This is a genomic window from Comamonas sp. (assembly GCF_009360615.1).
In the GTDB taxonomy this organism is placed as follows: Bacteria; Pseudomonadota; Gammaproteobacteria; order Burkholderiales; family Burkholderiaceae_C; genus Comamonas.
Window position 1 is genome coordinate 38,433 of record NZ_SPEY01000022.1, and the last position, 15,548, is coordinate 53,980.

A 15,548-nucleotide genomic window follows, 5' to 3' on the forward strand; every position below is an offset into this window, starting at 1 on the left:
TTGATTCCGGGCGCTCATCGGCCTATGGCAAACACCACCGGCGTACGGTTGTCGGGCGGTGCATTGCGCTGGCGCCATTCGCGCACCAGATGGCTTTCAATGCGTGCCGTCTCCAGCGTCAACCCGCTCGCCAGGGCCAGCCGGGTATTCGGCTGCAGGGTTTGCAGCAGCGCCTGCCAGAGTGCGGCATTGCGGTACGGCGTCTCGATGAACTGCTGGGTCTGGCCTTGGCGCAGGGCCAGGTTCTCCAGCTCCTTGATGCGGGCCGTGCGCTCGGCGCCATCCTGGGGCACATAGCCGACAAAGGCAAAGTTCTGGCCGTTGAGGCCGCTGGCCGCCAGGCCCAGTAGCAGCGAGACCGGTCCTGTCAGCGGCACGACGCGAATGCCCAGATCATGGGCCGCGCGCACGATGGAGCTGCCCGGGTCGGCCACGGCCGGCATGCCTGCCTCGCTGATCAAGCCCATGTCCTGTCCGGCCAGTGCTGGCGCCAGCAGGGGCTTGGGGTCGAAGACGGCGCCGCCCTTGTTGCCATGGTCGCCTTTTTTGTGGGCTTCGCGTGGCAGCTCGGCAATGTTCTGGGCCTGCAGCGGCGCAGCCAGCGGGAACAAGGCGTCGATGCGCTTGAGATAGGCGCGTGCCGTCTTGGCGTTTTCGCTGATCCAGTGGGTCAGGGAGGCGGCGCGGCGCAGCGTGCCCTCGGGCAGCACCTCGGTCAATGCAGTCTGGCTTTCGCAGCCGAAATCGAGCGGTGCCGGCACCAGGTAAAGGGTGCCGGCCTTGCTTTTAGATGTCTCGCTCATGGCAGAACCACTCCTGCAGCGCGCAGCAACTGGCAGGTGCGGATCAGCGGCAGGCCAATCAGTGCGGTGGGGTCGTCGCTGACGATGGCGTCCAGCAGTGCGATGCCCAGGCCTTCGCTCTTGGCCGAGCCTGCGCAGTCGTAGGGCTGCTCGGCACGCAGATAGCGCTCGATCTCCAGGTCGTTCAGTGTGCGAAAGCGCACCTGCACCGTGACCACGCTGGATTCCATGAAGCCGGTTTCGGCACAGCTCACGCAGACACCGGTGTGGAAATTCATCTGGCGGCCGCTCATCTGCCGCAGCTGCTCGGTGGCGCGCTCGTGGGTGCCGGGCTTGGACAGGGGGAGGCCATCAAGTTCGGGAACCTGGTCGGAGCCAATCACGATGGCGCCGGGGTGCAAGCGAGCCACGGCCTGCGCCTTGGCCACGGCCAGACGCAGACTCAACCCGTGGGGCGTTTCGCCGTCGAGCGGGGTTTCATCCACTTCGGGAGACACCGTTTCGAACGGCAGTTGCAGGCGGGCGAGCAGCTCGCGGCGGTAGCGCGAGGTGGAGCCAAGAATCAATGGACGCTCAAGTCGTCCGGCAATCAATAAGTCGGGCATTGCGCGATTCTCTTACACTGGCTGCATGAGCAAGGATTTTTCTGCGACCCGGCTGGACGTGCGCGCTTTCGCGCAGGCTGCGGGTCATCTGCATGGGCAGGCGCCATTGTCGGACTTCAAGCGTCTGGCAGCCGATGCGCTGCCCATTACGGGCGAGCAGCCCCTGGTGCGCTGGGAAGCCGAAGGCGAGCTGGTGGCGCAAAAAGGCGGCAGCGGCCACGTGTGGCTGCACCTGAGTGCCGAGGTGGATCTGCCGTTGACCTGTCAGCGATGCCTGACCGAGGCCGATATTCCCCTTTATGTGGATCGGTCATTCCGCTTCGTTACGGACGAGGCGACGGCGGAGCTGGAAGATGACGACAGCGATGAGGATGTGCTGGCACTGAGCAGCGAGTTCAATCTGCTGGAGCTGATCGAAGACGAGCTGCTGATGGAGGTGCCCGTGGTGCCCCGCCACGAAGTCTGCCCGGTACCCGTCAAGCTGGAGGTCAGCGACGACGCCTTCGAGCAGGCCAATGAGCAAAAGGAAAACCCTTTTGCCGTGCTGCAGTCTCTCAATGTAGGCAAGTCTGCCGACTGAACCATCCCGGAGCACGATGGGGATTTGATTTTGCATGGGCTGCGAAAAGCGTTTGCGCTATAATCGTGAGCTTCGCGCGAAACCCCCTCGTGTCTTTAATGGGCTGATCGCGTTTTTTTAGGACTTGCACAGACAAGGGTGCACCTGCTCTCGGTGGGTGTGTCGAAAGGCAGAATTCTTTGCCCGGTCTTGTCGTGCGGGTCGTGTTACCAACCCTTTCAAGATACACAGGAGCCATCATGGCTGTTCAGCAAAACAAGAAGTCTCCCTCCAAGCGCGGCATGCACCGTTCGCACAATGCACTGAATGTGCCTGGCATCGCTGTTGAAGCCACCACCGGCGAGACACATCTGCGCCACCACATCAGCCCCAACGGCGTGTACCGTGGCCGTCAAGTGCTGAAGAACAAGTCCGAAGCCTAAGCGACGACTGCATTCGCAAAGCCTGTTGCTACATTTTTTGTAGCAACAGGCTTTTGTTTTTATGGGAGATATTTGCAAAATCAGCCTTGGCTGGCCTTGCTGCACAATTCCAGGGCTGGTTTTGCAGATAACTCCTGTGGTGGTCCCTGGACCATTCAGTTCATTACCCCAAACCCGATTGGACCTGTCAGTCGCCCATGATTACTTTGGCTGTTGACTGCATGGGGGGCGATCATGGCCCCCGCGTCACGCTGGCCGCGTGTCGTCAGTTTCTGAATTTACACCCCGATGCGCATTTGCTGCTGGTCGGCAAGGCCGAGGAGTTGGCTGGTTTCAAGCACGAGCGTGTGACCATCGTCCCCGCCACGGAAGTGGTGAGCATGGATGACCCCGTGGAAGTGGCCTTGCGCAAGAAAAAGGACTCTTCCATGCGCGTGGCCGTGCAGCAGGTCAAGAACGGAGCGGCCCAGGCTGCAGTGTCTGCCGGCAATACCGGTGCGCTGATGGCGATCTCGCGCTATCTGCTCAAGACCCTGGACGGCATCGACCGTCCGGCGATTGCCTTCGGTTTGCCCAACGCCAAGGGCAGCGACACCACCATGCTGGACTTGGGAGCCAATGTGGACTGCACGGCGGAGCATCTGCTGCAGTTCGCGGTCATGGGCTCGGCCCTGGTGTCGGCGCTCAAGAACACGGAGGCTCCCAGTGTCGGTCTGCTCAATATCGGTGAAGAGCTGATCAAGGGCAGCGAAGTCATCAAGCGTGCCGGCGAGTTGCTGCGCGCCGCAGGCGATGCGGGCAACCTCAACTTCTACGGCAATGTGGAAGGCAACGACACCTTCAAGGGAGTGGTGGATATTGTGGTGTGCGATGGCTTCGTCGGGAACGTCGCACTCAAGACCACCGAAGGGGTTGCCTCGATGATCTCGGGAATTCTCAAGGAAGAGTTCAAGCGCAATATCTTCACCAAGATTGCTGCCATCATTGCTTATCCGGTGCTATCTGCGCTGATGAAGCGTGTTGATCACCGGCGCTACAACGGCGCTGCCTTGCTGGGTCTGCGCGGACTGGTCTTCAAAAGCCATGGCTCGGCCGATGCAATGGCATTCGAGCACGCGTTGAACCGCGCGTATGATGCGGCACGCAACAACCTGCTTGACCGTGTCCGCAGCCGTATTGCTGCTGCCGCACCTTTGCTGCTGGCAGCGCAGACGGAATCTGGAACTTCGGCGCCCTGATAGAAGACATGAGACGCTACGCACGCATCATCGGCACCGGCAGTTACCTGCCGCCCCGCCGCCTGACCAATCACGACCTCGCAGCCGAGCTGGCTCAGCGTGGCCTGGAAACCTCGGACGAATGGATCGTCGAGCGCACCGGCATTCGTGCCCGCCACTTTGCCGAGCCGGATGTGACCAGCAGCGATCTGGCCCTGGAAGCCAGCCGCAAGGCCATCGAGGCTGCAGGCATAGAAGCTTCGGGGATCGATCTGATCATCGTCGCCACGTCCACGCCGGACATGGTGTTCCCCTCCACGGCCGCCATCCTTCAGCACAAGCTGGGTATCAGCAACGGCTGCCCTGCATTTGATGTGCAGGCTGTGTGCAGCGGTTTCGTCTATGCCCTCACGGTGGCGGACTCCATGATCCAGTCCGGCGCTGCCAAGCGCGTGCTGGTGGTGGGCTCGGAGGTCTTCAGCCGCATCCTGGATTTCAACGACCGCACGACCTGCGTGCTGTTCGGTGATGGCGCAGGTGCCGTGGTGCTGGAGGCTTCCGATGAGCCCGGCATCCTGTCCACCGAGCTGCACGCCGATGGCAGCCATGTCGGCATCCTCTGCGTGCCGGGCAATGTCTCCGGCGGCAATGTCCTGGGCGATCCCCTGCTCAAGATGGACGGTCAGGCCGTGTTCAAGCTGGCGGTGAGCGTGCTGGACAAGGCTGCTCGCTCGGCGCTGGATAAGGCCGGCCTCACGGATGCCGACATCGACTGGCTGATTCCGCACCAGGCCAATATCCGCATCATGCAAAGCACGGCACGCAAGCTCAAGCTGTCGATGGACAAGGTGGTGGTGACCGTCGATCAGCATGGCAACACCTCGGCGGCCTCGATTCCTCTGGCGCTCGACCATGGCGTGCGCAGCGGCCAGGTCAAAAAGGGTCAGACCGTCTTGCTCGAAGGTGTCGGCGGTGGCTTCACCTGGGGTGCTGTGCTCGTCAAAATGTAGCGTTGGACGAAAGCTATATAAGCGTTCAAGGTAGTTTTATACAAAGAAATATGAAGAAATTTGCATTTGTATTTCCGGGTCAGGGCTCTCAGTCTGTCGGCATGCTGGACGGCTGGGGGGATCATCCCGTCGTGGCCCAGACCGTGGCCGAGGCCTCCGAAGCTCTGGGTGAGAATGTGGGTCTGCTGATCAAGGAAGGCCCCAAGGAGGCGCTGGCGTTGACCACCAATACCCAGCCCGTGATGCTGGTGGCCGGTGTGGCGGCCTGGCGTGTCTGGCAGGCCGAAGGCGGTGCGATGCCCGATGCCGTGGCTGGCCATTCCCTGGGTGAGTACTCGGCCCTGGTGGCCTCCGGCGTGCTGACGCTGGCTCAGGCCGCTCCCCTGGTGCGCCTGCGCGCTGGCGCCATGCAGGATGCCGTGCCTGTGGGAACGGGCGGCATGGCCGCCGTTCTGGCGCTCGATGCGGAAAAGGTCAAGGCGGTCTGTGCCGAAGTGACGGCCCAGCTGGGCGGCGCAGAAGTGGTGGAAGCCGTGAACTTCAACGACCCCGGTCAGACCGTGATCGCCGGCAGCAAGCTGGCCGTGGAAAAGGCCTGCGAAGCGGTCAAGGCGGCAGGTGCCAAGCGCGCCCTGCCTCTGCCTGTGTCGGCGCCTTTCCACTCCAGCCTGATGAAGCCTGCCGCGGAAAAGCTCAAGGCTGCTCTGGCCGAGCTGACGCTGGCCGCCCCCTTGATTCCCGTCATCAACAATATCGACGTCACCGTCCAGACGGACGCTGACTCGATTCGTGATGCCCTGTACCGTCAGGCCTTTGGTCCGGTGCGCTGGGTGGAGTGCGTGCAGGCCATCAAGGCTCGCGGCGTGACCCATGTCGTGGAATGTGGACCCGGCAAGGTGCTGGCCGGCATGGTCAAGCGTATTGACGCCGACCTGACGGGTGCTCCCCTGTTTGATACAGCCACCCTGGCTGACGTGAAAGAATTGCTCGCATGACTGAGAACCAGACCAAGCCCCAGGTTGCCCTGGTCACCGGTGCCACCCGTGGCATTGGTGCCGCCATCGCGCAGGAGCTGGCCTCCAAGGGCTATCAAGTGATTGGCACGGCCACATCGGATGCCGGTGCCGAAAAGATCACCCAGGCACTGTCCGCCTTCGGTGGCCGTGGTGTCACGCTGAACGTGACGGACGGCGCTGCCGTGGATGCCCTGATCGACTCGATTGTCAAGAATGACGGCGGCCTGCATGTGCTGGTCAACAATGCCGGCATTACCCGCGACACCCTGGCGATGCGCATGAAGGACGACGACTGGGATGCCGTCACCGACACCAATCTGAAGGCTGTTTTCCGAGTCAGCCGTGCGGCTATTCGCCCCATGATGAAGCAGCGTTTTGGCCGCATCATCAGCATCACCAGCGTGGTCGGTGCCTCGGGCAATGCCGGTCAGGCCAACTATGCCGCAGCCAAGGCTGGCGTGGCAGGCATGACCCGTGCTCTGGCCAAGGAGCTGGGCAGCCGCGGGATCACCGTGAACTGCGTGGCTCCCGGCTTCATCGCCACCGACATGACGGCAGACCTGCCAGAGGCGCAGAAGGCTGCGCTCAAGGCGCAGATCGCCATGGGCGACCTGGGGCAGCCCAGCGACATCGCACACGCCGTGGCCTACCTGGCCTCTGCCGGTGCCGGCTATGTGACGGGGCAGGAATTGCACGTCAACGGCGGCATGTACATGTGAGAAATTTCGGCAGCGCGGGCGGTGTTCGCCACCCCTGCTGCCAGAGGCTGAACATTTTTGCAAGTTCAGTGGCCGTTTCCTCGCGACGGCCAGCCGCCAAGGGGCTTCTCCCGAAACGGCTAGAATCGCGGGTTCATTCACAACCCCCTGAGGGAAACCATGAGCGATATCGAAGCACGTGTCAAAAAAATCATTGCTGAACAACTCGGCGTTGAAGAGTCCCAAGTGACCAACGAAAAGGCCTTCGTGGCTGACCTGGGCGCTGACTCCCTGGACACAGTGGAACTGGTGATGGCCCTGGAAGATGAATTCGGCATCGAGATCCCTGACGAAGACGCAGAGAAGATCACGACGGTGCAAAACGCCATCGACTACGCCAATACCCACCAAAAGGCCTAAGGTCTTTTTTCAGCGATCAGTTAAAGGTTTGAACGCATGAGCCGTCGTCGCGTTGTCGTGACCGGTCTGGGCTGCATCTCCCCCGTGGGTAACACGGTGGGCGAAGCCTGGGCCAATCTTTTGGCCGGCCAGTCCGGTATTGACCTCATCACCAAGTTCGATGCGTCGAACTTCTCCTGCAAGATTGCGGGTGAGGTCAAGGGATTTGATGTGGAGAAGTACATGAGCGCCAAAGATGCGCGCTCCATGGATACCTTCATTCATTACGGCATCGCGGCTGCGGAGCAAGCCGTTCTGGACGCAGGCCTGCCCACAGGCGAAGCCCTGTCCGAAGACCTGGCCACACGCATTGCCTGCGTGATCGGCTCGGGCATTGGCGGCCTGCCGCTGATCGAGAACACTCACGCAGAACTGGCAGCTCGCGGTCCTCGCCGCATCACGCCGTTCTTCGTGCCTGCTTCCATCATCAACATGGTGGCAGGGCATGTATCCATGCGATTTGGCTTCAAGGGGCCGAATCTGTCGATCGTCACGGCCTGCACCACGGGCCTGCACTGCATCGGCGAGGCCGGACGCATGATCGAATACGGCGATGCAGACATCGTCGTGGCCGGTGGCACGGAAGCCACTGTGTCGCCTCTGGGTGTCGGCGGCTTTGCTGCCATGCGTGCGCTATCCACGCGCAACGACGACCCCAAGGCCGCCTCGCGCCCCTGGGACAAGGACCGTGACGGTTTTGTGCTCGGTGAAGGTGCCGGTGTGCTGGTGCTCGAAGAGTACGAACACGCCAAGGCCCGTGGCGCCAAGATTTACGCGGAGCTGGCAGGCTTTGGCATGAGTGCCGATGCCGGTCACATGACCGCACCCAACATGGACGGCCCCCGCCGCGCCATGCTCAACGCTTTGCGCAATGCCGGTGTGAACCAGGACCAGGTCAACTACCTGAATGCGCACGGCACGTCCACGCCGCTGGGCGATGCGAACGAGTCCAATGCCATCAAGGCGGCCATGGGTGAGTTTGCCAAGAAGAATCTGGTGGTCAGCTCGACCAAGTCGATGACGGGTCACCTGCTGGGTGGCGCTGGCGGCATCGAGAGCGTGTTCACCGTGATGGCGCTGCACGACCAGAAGATTCCTCCGACCATCAATCTGATCAACCAGGATCCCGAGTGCGATCTGGACTATTGCGCCAACACGGCGCGTGACGCCAAGCTGGAAGTGGCAGTGAAGAACAACTTCGGCTTCGGCGGCACCAACGGCACGCTGGTCTTCAAGCGCGTCTGATCCGCTTCGCGCTGTTGCTGCACAAGCCCGCACAGGTCCAGGCCTTGCGGGCTTTTGTCCATGTACGGCGTGACGGTGCTTTCCCTAGCTTTGCTGCAGAGGAATTTTCACTCATGGTCGCTCCATGAGTGCTCGCTACCATGCCCCTGCCGTCGCCTACGGCTTCGATCGGCCCGTTTGGGCTGGCGGGGCGCTGCTGCTGATCGGGGCGGGTCTGCTGACGGTCCTGCTGGTCTGGAGCCTGCTCGCAGGTCAGAGCGCTCTGCAAAGGCTGCTGACCTTGCCGTTCCTGATGCTGGCGGCGGTCCTGCTTTGCGGGCAGTGGCGGAACTGGCCGCAAGGGCGTCTGCTCTGGGATGGAGGGCATTGGTTGCTGGAGGCTGAAAACCTGCCGACCGCACAGTCATTGCCGGTAAGGCTGGGAATGGGGCTGGATGGCGGGCACTGGATCTGGCTCAGCGTTTCGGACGTTCTGGTGTTCAGGGCCGGGGGCGGCAAGCGCAAGCAGCTGTGGATTTTCCTGTCTCAACGACACAGCCCCGAGCAATGGGGAGACTTGCGGCGTGCGGTATATTCCTCCATCGTGCAGCTGGCAGAGCAGGGCTAGGCCTTCGCCGGTTATGGCAGCACGCCGCTTGGCCTTTCATGACACCTCCCGATTTCCCCACTCCCTCTGCCGACAGCGATCTGGCTCTGGTCGAACGAGCCAATGCTGGCGACACAAGGGCTTTTGAGCTGCTGGTCATCAAGTACCAGCGTCGCATCGAACGTCTGGTGGGCCGCATGGTGCGCGATGTCGATCTGGTGCCTGACATCACCCAGGAGACCTTCATCCGCGCCTACAAGGCCTTGCACCAGTTTCGCGGCGAGGCCCAGTTCTACACCTGGCTGTACCGCATCGCCGTCAATACGGCCAAGAAGGCATTGATGGAAATGCATCGCTCGCCGGTGATGACCGAGAGCGCGTTACATACTGGTGACGACGAGGATGAAACTTCTGTTCACAGACAGGAACTAACGACTCAGGAAACCCCGGAAACAGTGTTGGCGGCGCGTGAAATCGCCGAAGCCGTCAATGCCGCCATGGAGGCTTTGCCCGAGGATTTGCGTCAGGCGGTCACGCTGCGCGAAATCGAGGGCCTCAGCTATGAGGAAATCGCGCAGGCGATGGACTGTCCCATAGGCACGGTGCGCTCGCGCATCTTCCGGGCGCGCGAGGTGATCTCGGCCAGGGTCAGGCCCCTGCTGGAGCGCCAGGGTGGAAAGCGTTGGTAGTACAGGCAAGACGAGCAGGTGAACTTCATGAATGACGATCTGATCAAGCAGGAACAGTTGTCGGCCCTGGTGGATGGCGAGGCTTCCTCGGCCCAGATGCAGGCCGTTCTCTCCTATGCGGAAAGCGACGAAGGCCAGCAGTCCTGGGCCATGTATCACCTGATTGGCGATGTGCTGCGTTCTCCCGAGCTGGCCCACCACAGTCAGCATGATATTTTGAGCGGCGTGCGCGCCCATATGGAGCGTGAGCCGATTCGCGGCATTCATCTGCCCGGTGTGAGCGCAGATGCGGCCAGTTCCCTGGGTCTGGGCAGCCTGGAGCAGATCACGGCGGCCGATGAGCGCGGGCAGGCGCTGGGCAATGGCGCCACCGTGGTCAGCCTGCCGGCCCGCCAGGCCGCCAATGCATCGGTCTTTCGCTGGAAGATGGCAGCCGGCTTTGCCTCGGTAGCCGCCGTGGCCGCTGTCGGATGGGGGGTGATGCTCGCGGGCTCGGGCGGTCTGTACGGTCGCCAGGGGGGCGCTCAGCTTGCGGCTCTGAGCCCGAATGTCGTCGTGGCTGCAACGCCCGCCGCATCGCTGGGTTTGAGTCAGCCGGTCTCCGGAGCTGAGGAAGCGGTCATGCCACTGAGCTCTGAAGCCCAGTCGTCCACCGTGGTGGCCGTTGCCAGCCCCAACGGCCAGACCGTGATGCTGCGCGATCCGCGTCTGGACGAGCTGCTGGCTTCGCATCCCCAGCAAAGCAGTGCGCCGAATCTGCAGATGCCCGCCAGCTTCCTGCGCAATGCAAGCTTTGCCACGGCTACCCGCCATTGATGCGACGGAGCATGGCCGGCCTGAGCCGGCATAGATTGTTTTCCGGCCTGGAGCCTCGTGCTGACTGCGTCAGCGATTATTGATTTCAATGCAGTTGGCCGCAGATGCTGTCTCATCCGCGCCCAACCGGACGCAGCAGGGCACTTTCAGTCGATGCCGGCTTTTGCCAGAATGAGCTTTCGACGCCTCTACCCGCTTTCTCCCATGGGTCTGATTTCACGACCGCTTGTGTCAGACGATTCAAACAAGGAACAAAAACGATGCGCACACCCGCCTGGATGACGCTCAAATCCCGTGTTTCGGCGACAGCCCTGGCCAGCACCATGGCAATTGCGGCGCTCGCCGCAGGAGCCGTGTTGCCGGTGACCGCCCATGCCCAGAGTGCCGCAGCGGCGCGCGGCCTGCCGGACTTCACGGACCTGGTTGATCAGGTCGGCCCCTCCGTGGTCAACATCCGTACGTTGGAGAAAGTCTCCAACAACAGTGCGGAGGCTCTGGGCATGGATGAAGACATGCTGGAGTTCTTCCGCCGCTTCGGCCTGCCCGTGCCCAATGTTCCGCGTCAGCGCTCGCCCAAGGGCGGCCAGTCCGAAGAGGAGCAGCCGCGCGGCGTGGGGTCGGGCTTCATCCTCACTGCCGACGGCTACGTGATGACCAACGCCCATGTGGTCGATGGTGCCGATGAAGTCATCGTCACGCTGACCGACAAGCGCGAGTTCAAGGCAAAGATCGTCGGTGCCGACAAGCGCACCGATGTGGCCGTGGTCAAGATCGATGCCAAAGGCCTTCCCGCAGTCAGGATCGGCGATGTGAGCAAGTTGCGCGTGGGCGAGTGGGTGATGGCCATCGGCTCTCCGTTCGGGCTCGAGAATTCGGTGACGGCCGGTATTGTCTCGGCCAAGCAGCGCGACACTGGCGACTATCTGCCCTTCATCCAGACCGATGTGGCCATCAATCCCGGCAACTCGGGCGGCCCGCTGATCAACATGCGCGGCGAGGTGGTGGGAATCAACAGCCAGATCTACTCGCGATCGGGCGGCTTCATGGGCATCAGCTTCGCGATTCCCGTGGATGAGGCGATCCGTGTCAGCGATCAGCTGCGAGCCAGCGGCAAGGTCACGCGCGGCCGTATCGGCGTGCAGATCGGTCCCGTGACCAAGGATGTGGCCGAGTCCATCGGCCTTGGCAAGCCCGAAGGCGCCCTGGTGTCGGCCGTCGAGCCGGATTCCCCTGCGGCCAAGGCCGGTGTGGAGGCGGGCGACGTGATCACCAAGTTCGATGGCAAGGCGATCGAGAAGGTCTCCGATCTGCCGCGTCTCGTGGGCAATACCAAGCCTGGCACCAAGAGCACGATCACCGTGCTGCGCCGCGGCAAGCTCCGGGAGCTGAGCATGGTGATTGCCGAAGTGCCTTCCGACGATGTTGCCAAGGCCAAGGCCGGCAACAATGGGGCAGGCAAGAATCCTGCGACCGGAACACTGGAGAACAAGGCTCTGGGCCTGACGCTGAGCGAGCTGACGGCCGCGCAGAAGAAGGAGCTGGCCATCAAGGGGGGGGTGCGCGTGTCGGCTGCCGTGGATGCCGCAGCCCGTGCGGGCCTGCGTGAGGGCGATGTGATTCTGCAGCTGGCCAACCTGGAGGTCACCGACCTCAAGAGCTTCGAGGCGGCATGGGCCAAGGCCGACAAGTCCAGGCCTGTGAATGTGCTGGTGCGCCGCGGCGACTGGGCACAATATGTGCTCATCCGTCCAGCCAAATAAGGGTGACGAAAAGCCGGCAAGAGCTTGTTGTCATTTCGTGATCTGAAATGACAACAAGCCCTCAGCCTGCCAGTGCCCCTATGCCATTGGGTAGAATCCCACGCAAATGCATGGTGGTTGGACGCAAAAAATCACGCTGACAAGCGGTTTTCAAGCGGTGCAAAAGCCTTTGCAATCTCCTGCTGCTGATGGCTAAACGGCGTTTTCCGGTCTGTGGATAATTTGTTGACAAATGAATTTGAGAATCACAAACCGGAACTTGTCAAGCCTTGCTGGGTCTTGGTTTGCGGCCAGTTTTGCCTACAATAAAGTCCCAACTATCGCAGTTGCCAGAGATTGTTGGTTAAGGGCGCGCCGCTTGAGGGACGCGCCCTTTTTTCTTGCTGCTGCAGGCCACTTTTTTCAATTCCAAGCTGTCTTTCTCGTTGATGAATCACATCCGTAATTTCTCCATCATTGCGCATATCGACCATGGCAAGTCCACGCTGGCGGACCGCCTGATCCAGCGCTGCGGAGGCCTCGCCGACCGCGATATGGAAGCCCAGGTGCTGGACTCGATGGACATCGAGAAGGAGCGCGGCATCACCATCAAGGCCCAGACTGCGGCCCTGCAGTACAAGGCCAAGGACGGCAATGTCTACAACCTGAACCTGATCGACACCCCCGGCCACGTGGACTTCTCCTACGAGGTCTCGCGCTCGCTGTCGGCCTGCGAAGGCGGTCTGCTGGTGGTCGATGCCTCCCAGGGCGTGGAAGCCCAGACCGTGGCCAATTGCTACACGGCGCTCGATCTGGGCGTGGAGGTGTTTGCCGTCCTCAACAAGATGGACCTGCCCCAGGCCGACCCCGACAATGCCAAGGCCGAGATCGAGGACGTGATCGGTATCGATGCCAGCGACGCCATTCCCTGCTCGGCCAAGACCGGCATGGGGATCGACGAGATCCTGGAGGCCATCGTGGCCAAGGTGCCGGCTCCCAAGGGCAATCCCGACGGCCCTTTGCGCGCCATGATCGTGGACAGCTGGTTCGACCCCTACGTGGGCGTCGTGATGCTGGTGCGCGTGGTCGATGGCGAGCTCAAGAAGAATGAGCGCTTCAAGATGATGGCCAGCGGCGCCGCCTATGAAGCCAACAGCATCGGCGTGTTCACCCCGGCCAATCAGCCGCGTGACGTGCTCAGGGCCGGCGAGGTGGGTTACATCATCGCGGGCATCAAGGAGCTCAAGGCCGCCAAGGTGGGTGACACCATCACGCTGGAAAAAAAGCTGCCCAACAACATGGGCCCCGCCGACAAGCCGCTGCCCGGCTTCAAGGAAGTCAAGCCCCAGGTTTTCGCAGGCCTGTATCCCACCGAAGCCTCCGAGTACGACCAGCTGCGTGATGCGCTGGAAAAGCTGCAGCTCAACGATGCGGCGCTGCAGTTCGAGCCCGAAGTCTCGCAGGCGCTGGGGTTTGGCTTCCGTTGCGGCTTCCTGGGCCTGCTGCACATGGAAATCGTCCAGGAGCGTCTGGAGCGTGAATTCGACCAGGACCTGATCACGACCGCTCCCAGCGTGGTCTACCAGGTGATCAAGGGCGATGGCGAGCTGATCGACGTGGAAAATCCCTCCAAGATGCCCGACATCGGCCGCATCCAGGAGATCCGCGAGCCCATCGTGACCGTGCACCTCTACATGCCGCAGGACTATGTGGGGCCGGTGATGACGCTGGCCAACCAGAAGCGTGGCGTGCAGATGAACATGCAGTACCACGGTCGTCAGGTCATGCTGACCTATGAGATGCCGCTGGGCGAAATCGTGCTGGACTTCTTCGACAAGCTCAAGAGCGTCTCGCGCGGCTATGCCTCCATGGACTACGAGTTCAAGGAGTATCGTGCCTCCGACGTGGTGAAGGTCGATATCCTGCTCAACGGCGACAAGGTCGACGCACTGTCCATCATCGTGCACCGCTCGCAGTCCGTGTATCGCGGTCGTGCCGTGGTGGCGAAGATGCGCGAGATCATCAGCCGCCAGATGTTCGATGTGGCCATTCAGGCTGCCATCGGCGCCAACATCATTGCGCGTGAAACCGTCAAGGCCATGCGCAAGAACGTGCTGGCCAAGTGCTATGGCGGCGACATCACGCGCAAGCGCAAACTGCTCGAAAAGCAGAAGGCCGGCAAGAAGCGTATGAAGCAGATTGGTTCTGTGGAAGTGCCGCAGGAGGCCTTCCTGGCCATTTTGCAAGTGGAGGATTGATGCAAGTCATGCAGTTGATCACGGCCGCCATCCTGGCGGCCTTTGTAGGCTATATCGCGGCCTGGTATACCGGCTCCATCGAAGGCAACTTTGCCTTGTTGCTGTTTCTGGCAACCATGGTCACCGGTCTGTACTGGCTGGCCGAGCGCCTTTATTTCCTGCCGCGGCGCCGTGCGGCTGCAGCCGCTCTGGAGCAGGCCGCCGTCGAGCGCCGCGCCGAGCTGGATCGCATGGGGATTGCCAAGACCGACATCGAAGTCTCCGCCGACGCCAGGGATCGCATTCTCATGCAGCCGTGGTGGCTGGACTGGACCGCCGGTCTGTTTCCGGTGATCGCCATCGTGTTCGTGCTGCGCTCGTTCCTCTTCGAGCCGTTCAAGATTCCCTCCGGCTCCATGATCCCGACGCTGTTGGTCGGCGACCTGATCCTGGTCAACAAGTTCACCTACGGCATCCGTCTGCCCGTGATCAACAAGAAGATCACCGAAGGCAACAAGCCCCAGCGCGGCGACGTGATGGTGTTCCGCTATCCGCCCCAGCCCACGCTGGACTACATCAAGCGTGTGGTGGGTGTGCCTGGCGACGAGATCGCCTACCTGAACAAGCGTCTGACGATCAACGGCAAGGAGCTGCCGGTGTCCGAAATGCCGGACTTCCTGGACCGCGACGTGATGCGTTACTTCAAGCAGTTCGAAGAAACCCTGGGCGATCAGCCGCACCGCGCCATCGTCAACAACGATGTGCCGGCCTTCATCCAGGGGGCGAGCAACTTCGAGTACAAGGAAAACTGCCGCTATAGCGTGGAGGGCGTGACCTGCAAGGTGCCCGAAGGGCATTACTTCATGATGGGCGACAACCGCGACAACTCGCTGGACTCGCGTTACTGGGGCTTTGTGCCGGACCGGAACATCGTGGGCAAGGCCTTTTTCGTCTGGATGAACTTCGGTGATCTGAGCCGTATCGGCCGCTTCCACTGAGCAGCGGCAATCGTTTCGTCATTTTTCTGGGATACACGGGCAGGAACATGCCCGCCTTGAGAGGGAAAAAGCATGAAAAATCTGTCATTGCGCTCCAGGCAGCGTGGTCTGTCCTTCATCGGCCTGGTGTTTCTCGTGGCCATCATCGTGGCGGCTGCTGCAATTGGCGCACAATCGGTGCCCGTCTTCCTGGAGTACCAGGCCATCACCAAGGCGGCCAACAAGGCCGCCGCTGAAGGCAGTACCGTTGCCGAAGTCAAGGCCAGCTTCGATCGCTCGGCCTCCATTGATGATTTCAAGTCCATCTCCGGCAATGATCTGAACGTGACCAAGGTCAACGACAAGATCGTCGTGGGCTTCGAGTATTCCCGTGAGATTCATCTGGCAGGCCCTGCCTACCTTGTTTACCGTTTCAAGAAATAGACCTT

General features: G+C 61.6%; 17 protein-coding genes. 15 read left to right on the forward strand and 2 right to left on the reverse strand.

What is annotated here, in order from left to right:
- Positions 1–14 precede the first annotated feature (14 nt).
- The gene (locus E2583_RS07390; RefSeq protein WP_291594489.1) at positions 15–803 is read right to left on the reverse strand and encodes an SAM-dependent methyltransferase; all 789 of its coding nucleotides are present in this window, start codon (positions 801–803) and stop codon (positions 15–17) included.
- Positions 800–1,408, reverse strand: coding sequence for a Maf family nucleotide pyrophosphatase (locus tag E2583_RS07395; protein ID WP_291594490.1), 609 nt, complete (start codon positions 1,406–1,408; stop codon positions 800–802). Before E2583_RS07395 ends, E2583_RS07390 begins: the two co-directional genes overlap by 4 nt.
- A gap of 25 nt (positions 1,409–1,433) precedes the next feature.
- Here E2583_RS07395 and E2583_RS07400 point away from each other — a divergent pair, with 25 nt between their 5' ends.
- The 15 genes from E2583_RS07400 to E2583_RS07470 all read left to right on the forward strand — a co-directional run bounded on the left by E2583_RS07400 (position 1,434) and on the right by E2583_RS07470 (position 15,543).
- Positions 1,434–1,988, forward strand: coding sequence for a YceD family protein (locus tag E2583_RS07400; RefSeq protein ID WP_291594492.1), 555 nt, complete (start codon positions 1,434–1,436; stop codon positions 1,986–1,988).
- Between the two features lie 239 nt (positions 1,989–2,227).
- Positions 2,228–2,410 (forward strand): 50S ribosomal protein L32, encoded by a 183-nt coding sequence (gene rpmF / locus E2583_RS07405; protein WP_003058062.1) that lies wholly within the window; start codon positions 2,228–2,230, stop codon positions 2,408–2,410.
- Positions 2,411–2,607: 197 nt separating this feature from the next.
- Complete coding sequence (gene plsX / locus E2583_RS07410; RefSeq protein ID WP_291594493.1) at positions 2,608–3,648, forward strand: phosphate acyltransferase PlsX; 1,041 nt, start codon at positions 2,608–2,610, stop codon at positions 3,646–3,648.
- An 8-nt stretch (positions 3,649–3,656) separates the two neighbouring features.
- A complete protein-coding gene (locus tag E2583_RS07415) occupies positions 3,657–4,637 on the forward strand; it encodes a beta-ketoacyl-ACP synthase III (RefSeq protein ID WP_291594494.1) in 981 nt (326 codons plus the stop codon).
- Positions 4,638–4,687: 50 nt separating this feature from the next.
- Positions 4,688–5,632, forward strand: coding sequence for an ACP S-malonyltransferase (gene fabD, locus E2583_RS07420; RefSeq protein WP_291594496.1), 945 nt, complete (start codon positions 4,688–4,690; stop codon positions 5,630–5,632).
- Positions 5,629–6,372, forward strand: a complete 744-nt coding sequence (gene fabG / locus E2583_RS07425) for a 3-oxoacyl-ACP reductase FabG (protein ID WP_291594498.1) — start codon at positions 5,629–5,631, stop codon at positions 6,370–6,372. The genes fabD and fabG overlap by 4 nt, the downstream gene beginning before the upstream one ends.
- Positions 6,373–6,531: 159 nt before the next feature.
- Entirely contained in the window at positions 6,532–6,771 is a 240-nt protein-coding gene (acpP, locus tag E2583_RS07430; protein ID WP_003058049.1) for an acyl carrier protein, read from the forward strand.
- A gap of 36 nt (positions 6,772–6,807) precedes the next feature.
- A complete protein-coding gene (gene fabF, locus E2583_RS07435) occupies positions 6,808–8,055 on the forward strand; it encodes a beta-ketoacyl-ACP synthase II (protein ID WP_003057981.1) in 1,248 nt (415 codons plus the stop codon).
- A gap of 124 nt (positions 8,056–8,179) precedes the next feature.
- Positions 8,180–8,662: a hypothetical protein gene (locus tag E2583_RS07440; RefSeq protein WP_291594500.1), complete on the forward strand. Its 483-nt coding sequence runs from the start codon at positions 8,180–8,182 to the stop codon at positions 8,660–8,662.
- Positions 8,663–8,700: 38 nt separating this feature from the next.
- Positions 8,701–9,330 carry an RNA polymerase sigma factor RpoE gene (rpoE, locus tag E2583_RS07445; RefSeq protein WP_291594502.1) on the forward strand — a complete coding sequence of 210 codons (630 nt, stop codon included), beginning with the start codon at positions 8,701–8,703 and terminating at the stop codon, positions 9,328–9,330.
- A gap of 27 nt (positions 9,331–9,357) precedes the next feature.
- Complete coding sequence (locus E2583_RS07450; protein ID WP_291594504.1) at positions 9,358–10,146, forward strand: sigma-E factor negative regulatory protein; 789 nt, start codon at positions 9,358–9,360, stop codon at positions 10,144–10,146.
- A 260-nt stretch (positions 10,147–10,406) separates the two neighbouring features.
- Positions 10,407–11,906: a DegQ family serine endoprotease gene (locus tag E2583_RS07455; RefSeq protein WP_291594506.1), complete on the forward strand. Its 1,500-nt coding sequence runs from the start codon at positions 10,407–10,409 to the stop codon at positions 11,904–11,906.
- Between the two features lie 428 nt (positions 11,907–12,334).
- Positions 12,335–14,143, forward strand: coding sequence for a translation elongation factor 4 (gene lepA, locus E2583_RS07460; protein ID WP_291594507.1), 1,809 nt, complete (start codon positions 12,335–12,337; stop codon positions 14,141–14,143).
- Positions 14,143–15,120, forward strand: coding sequence for a signal peptidase I (lepB, locus tag E2583_RS07465; protein WP_291594509.1), 978 nt, complete (start codon positions 14,143–14,145; stop codon positions 15,118–15,120). The genes lepA and lepB overlap by 1 nt, the downstream gene beginning before the upstream one ends.
- 72 nt (positions 15,121–15,192) lie before the next feature.
- Complete coding sequence (locus E2583_RS07470) at positions 15,193–15,543, forward strand: DUF4845 domain-containing protein (RefSeq protein ID WP_291594510.1); 351 nt, start codon at positions 15,193–15,195, stop codon at positions 15,541–15,543.
- Positions 15,544–15,548 lie beyond the last annotated feature (5 nt).

What these genes read in the sequence shown, in the direction of transcription:
- E2583_RS07390 (WP_291594489.1), bottom strand. Translation starts at nt 803, where the DNA reads ATGAGCGAGACATCTAAAAGCAAGGCCGGCACCCTTTACCTGGTGCCG.
- E2583_RS07450 (WP_291594504.1), top strand. Translation starts at nt 9,358, where the DNA reads ATGAATGACGATCTGATCAAGCAGGAACAGTTGTCGGCCCTGGTGGAT.
- E2583_RS07440 (WP_291594500.1), top strand. Translation starts at nt 8,180, where the DNA reads ATGAGTGCTCGCTACCATGCCCCTGCCGTCGCCTACGGCTTCGATCGG.
- lepA (WP_291594507.1), top strand. Translation starts at nt 12,335, where the DNA reads ATGAATCACATCCGTAATTTCTCCATCATTGCGCATATCGACCATGGC.
- E2583_RS07415 (WP_291594494.1), top strand. Translation starts at nt 3,657, where the DNA reads ATGAGACGCTACGCACGCATCATCGGCACCGGCAGTTACCTGCCGCCC.
- lepB (WP_291594509.1), top strand. Translation starts at nt 14,143, where the DNA reads ATGCAAGTCATGCAGTTGATCACGGCCGCCATCCTGGCGGCCTTTGTA.
- plsX (WP_291594493.1), top strand. Translation starts at nt 2,608, where the DNA reads ATGATTACTTTGGCTGTTGACTGCATGGGGGGCGATCATGGCCCCCGC.
- E2583_RS07455 (WP_291594506.1), top strand. Translation starts at nt 10,407, where the DNA reads ATGCGCACACCCGCCTGGATGACGCTCAAATCCCGTGTTTCGGCGACA.
- E2583_RS07400 (WP_291594492.1), top strand. Translation starts at nt 1,434, where the DNA reads ATGAGCAAGGATTTTTCTGCGACCCGGCTGGACGTGCGCGCTTTCGCG.
- rpmF (WP_003058062.1), top strand. Translation starts at nt 2,228, where the DNA reads ATGGCTGTTCAGCAAAACAAGAAGTCTCCCTCCAAGCGCGGCATGCAC.
- acpP (WP_003058049.1), top strand. Translation starts at nt 6,532, where the DNA reads ATGAGCGATATCGAAGCACGTGTCAAAAAAATCATTGCTGAACAACTC.
- fabG (WP_291594498.1), top strand. Translation starts at nt 5,629, where the DNA reads ATGACTGAGAACCAGACCAAGCCCCAGGTTGCCCTGGTCACCGGTGCC.
- fabD (WP_291594496.1), top strand. Translation starts at nt 4,688, where the DNA reads ATGAAGAAATTTGCATTTGTATTTCCGGGTCAGGGCTCTCAGTCTGTC.
- E2583_RS07395 (WP_291594490.1), bottom strand. Translation starts at nt 1,408, where the DNA reads ATGCCCGACTTATTGATTGCCGGACGACTTGAGCGTCCATTGATTCTT.
- fabF (WP_003057981.1), top strand. Translation starts at nt 6,808, where the DNA reads ATGAGCCGTCGTCGCGTTGTCGTGACCGGTCTGGGCTGCATCTCCCCC.
- rpoE (WP_291594502.1), top strand. Translation starts at nt 8,701, where the DNA reads ATGACACCTCCCGATTTCCCCACTCCCTCTGCCGACAGCGATCTGGCT.
- E2583_RS07470 (WP_291594510.1), top strand. Translation starts at nt 15,193, where the DNA reads ATGAAAAATCTGTCATTGCGCTCCAGGCAGCGTGGTCTGTCCTTCATC.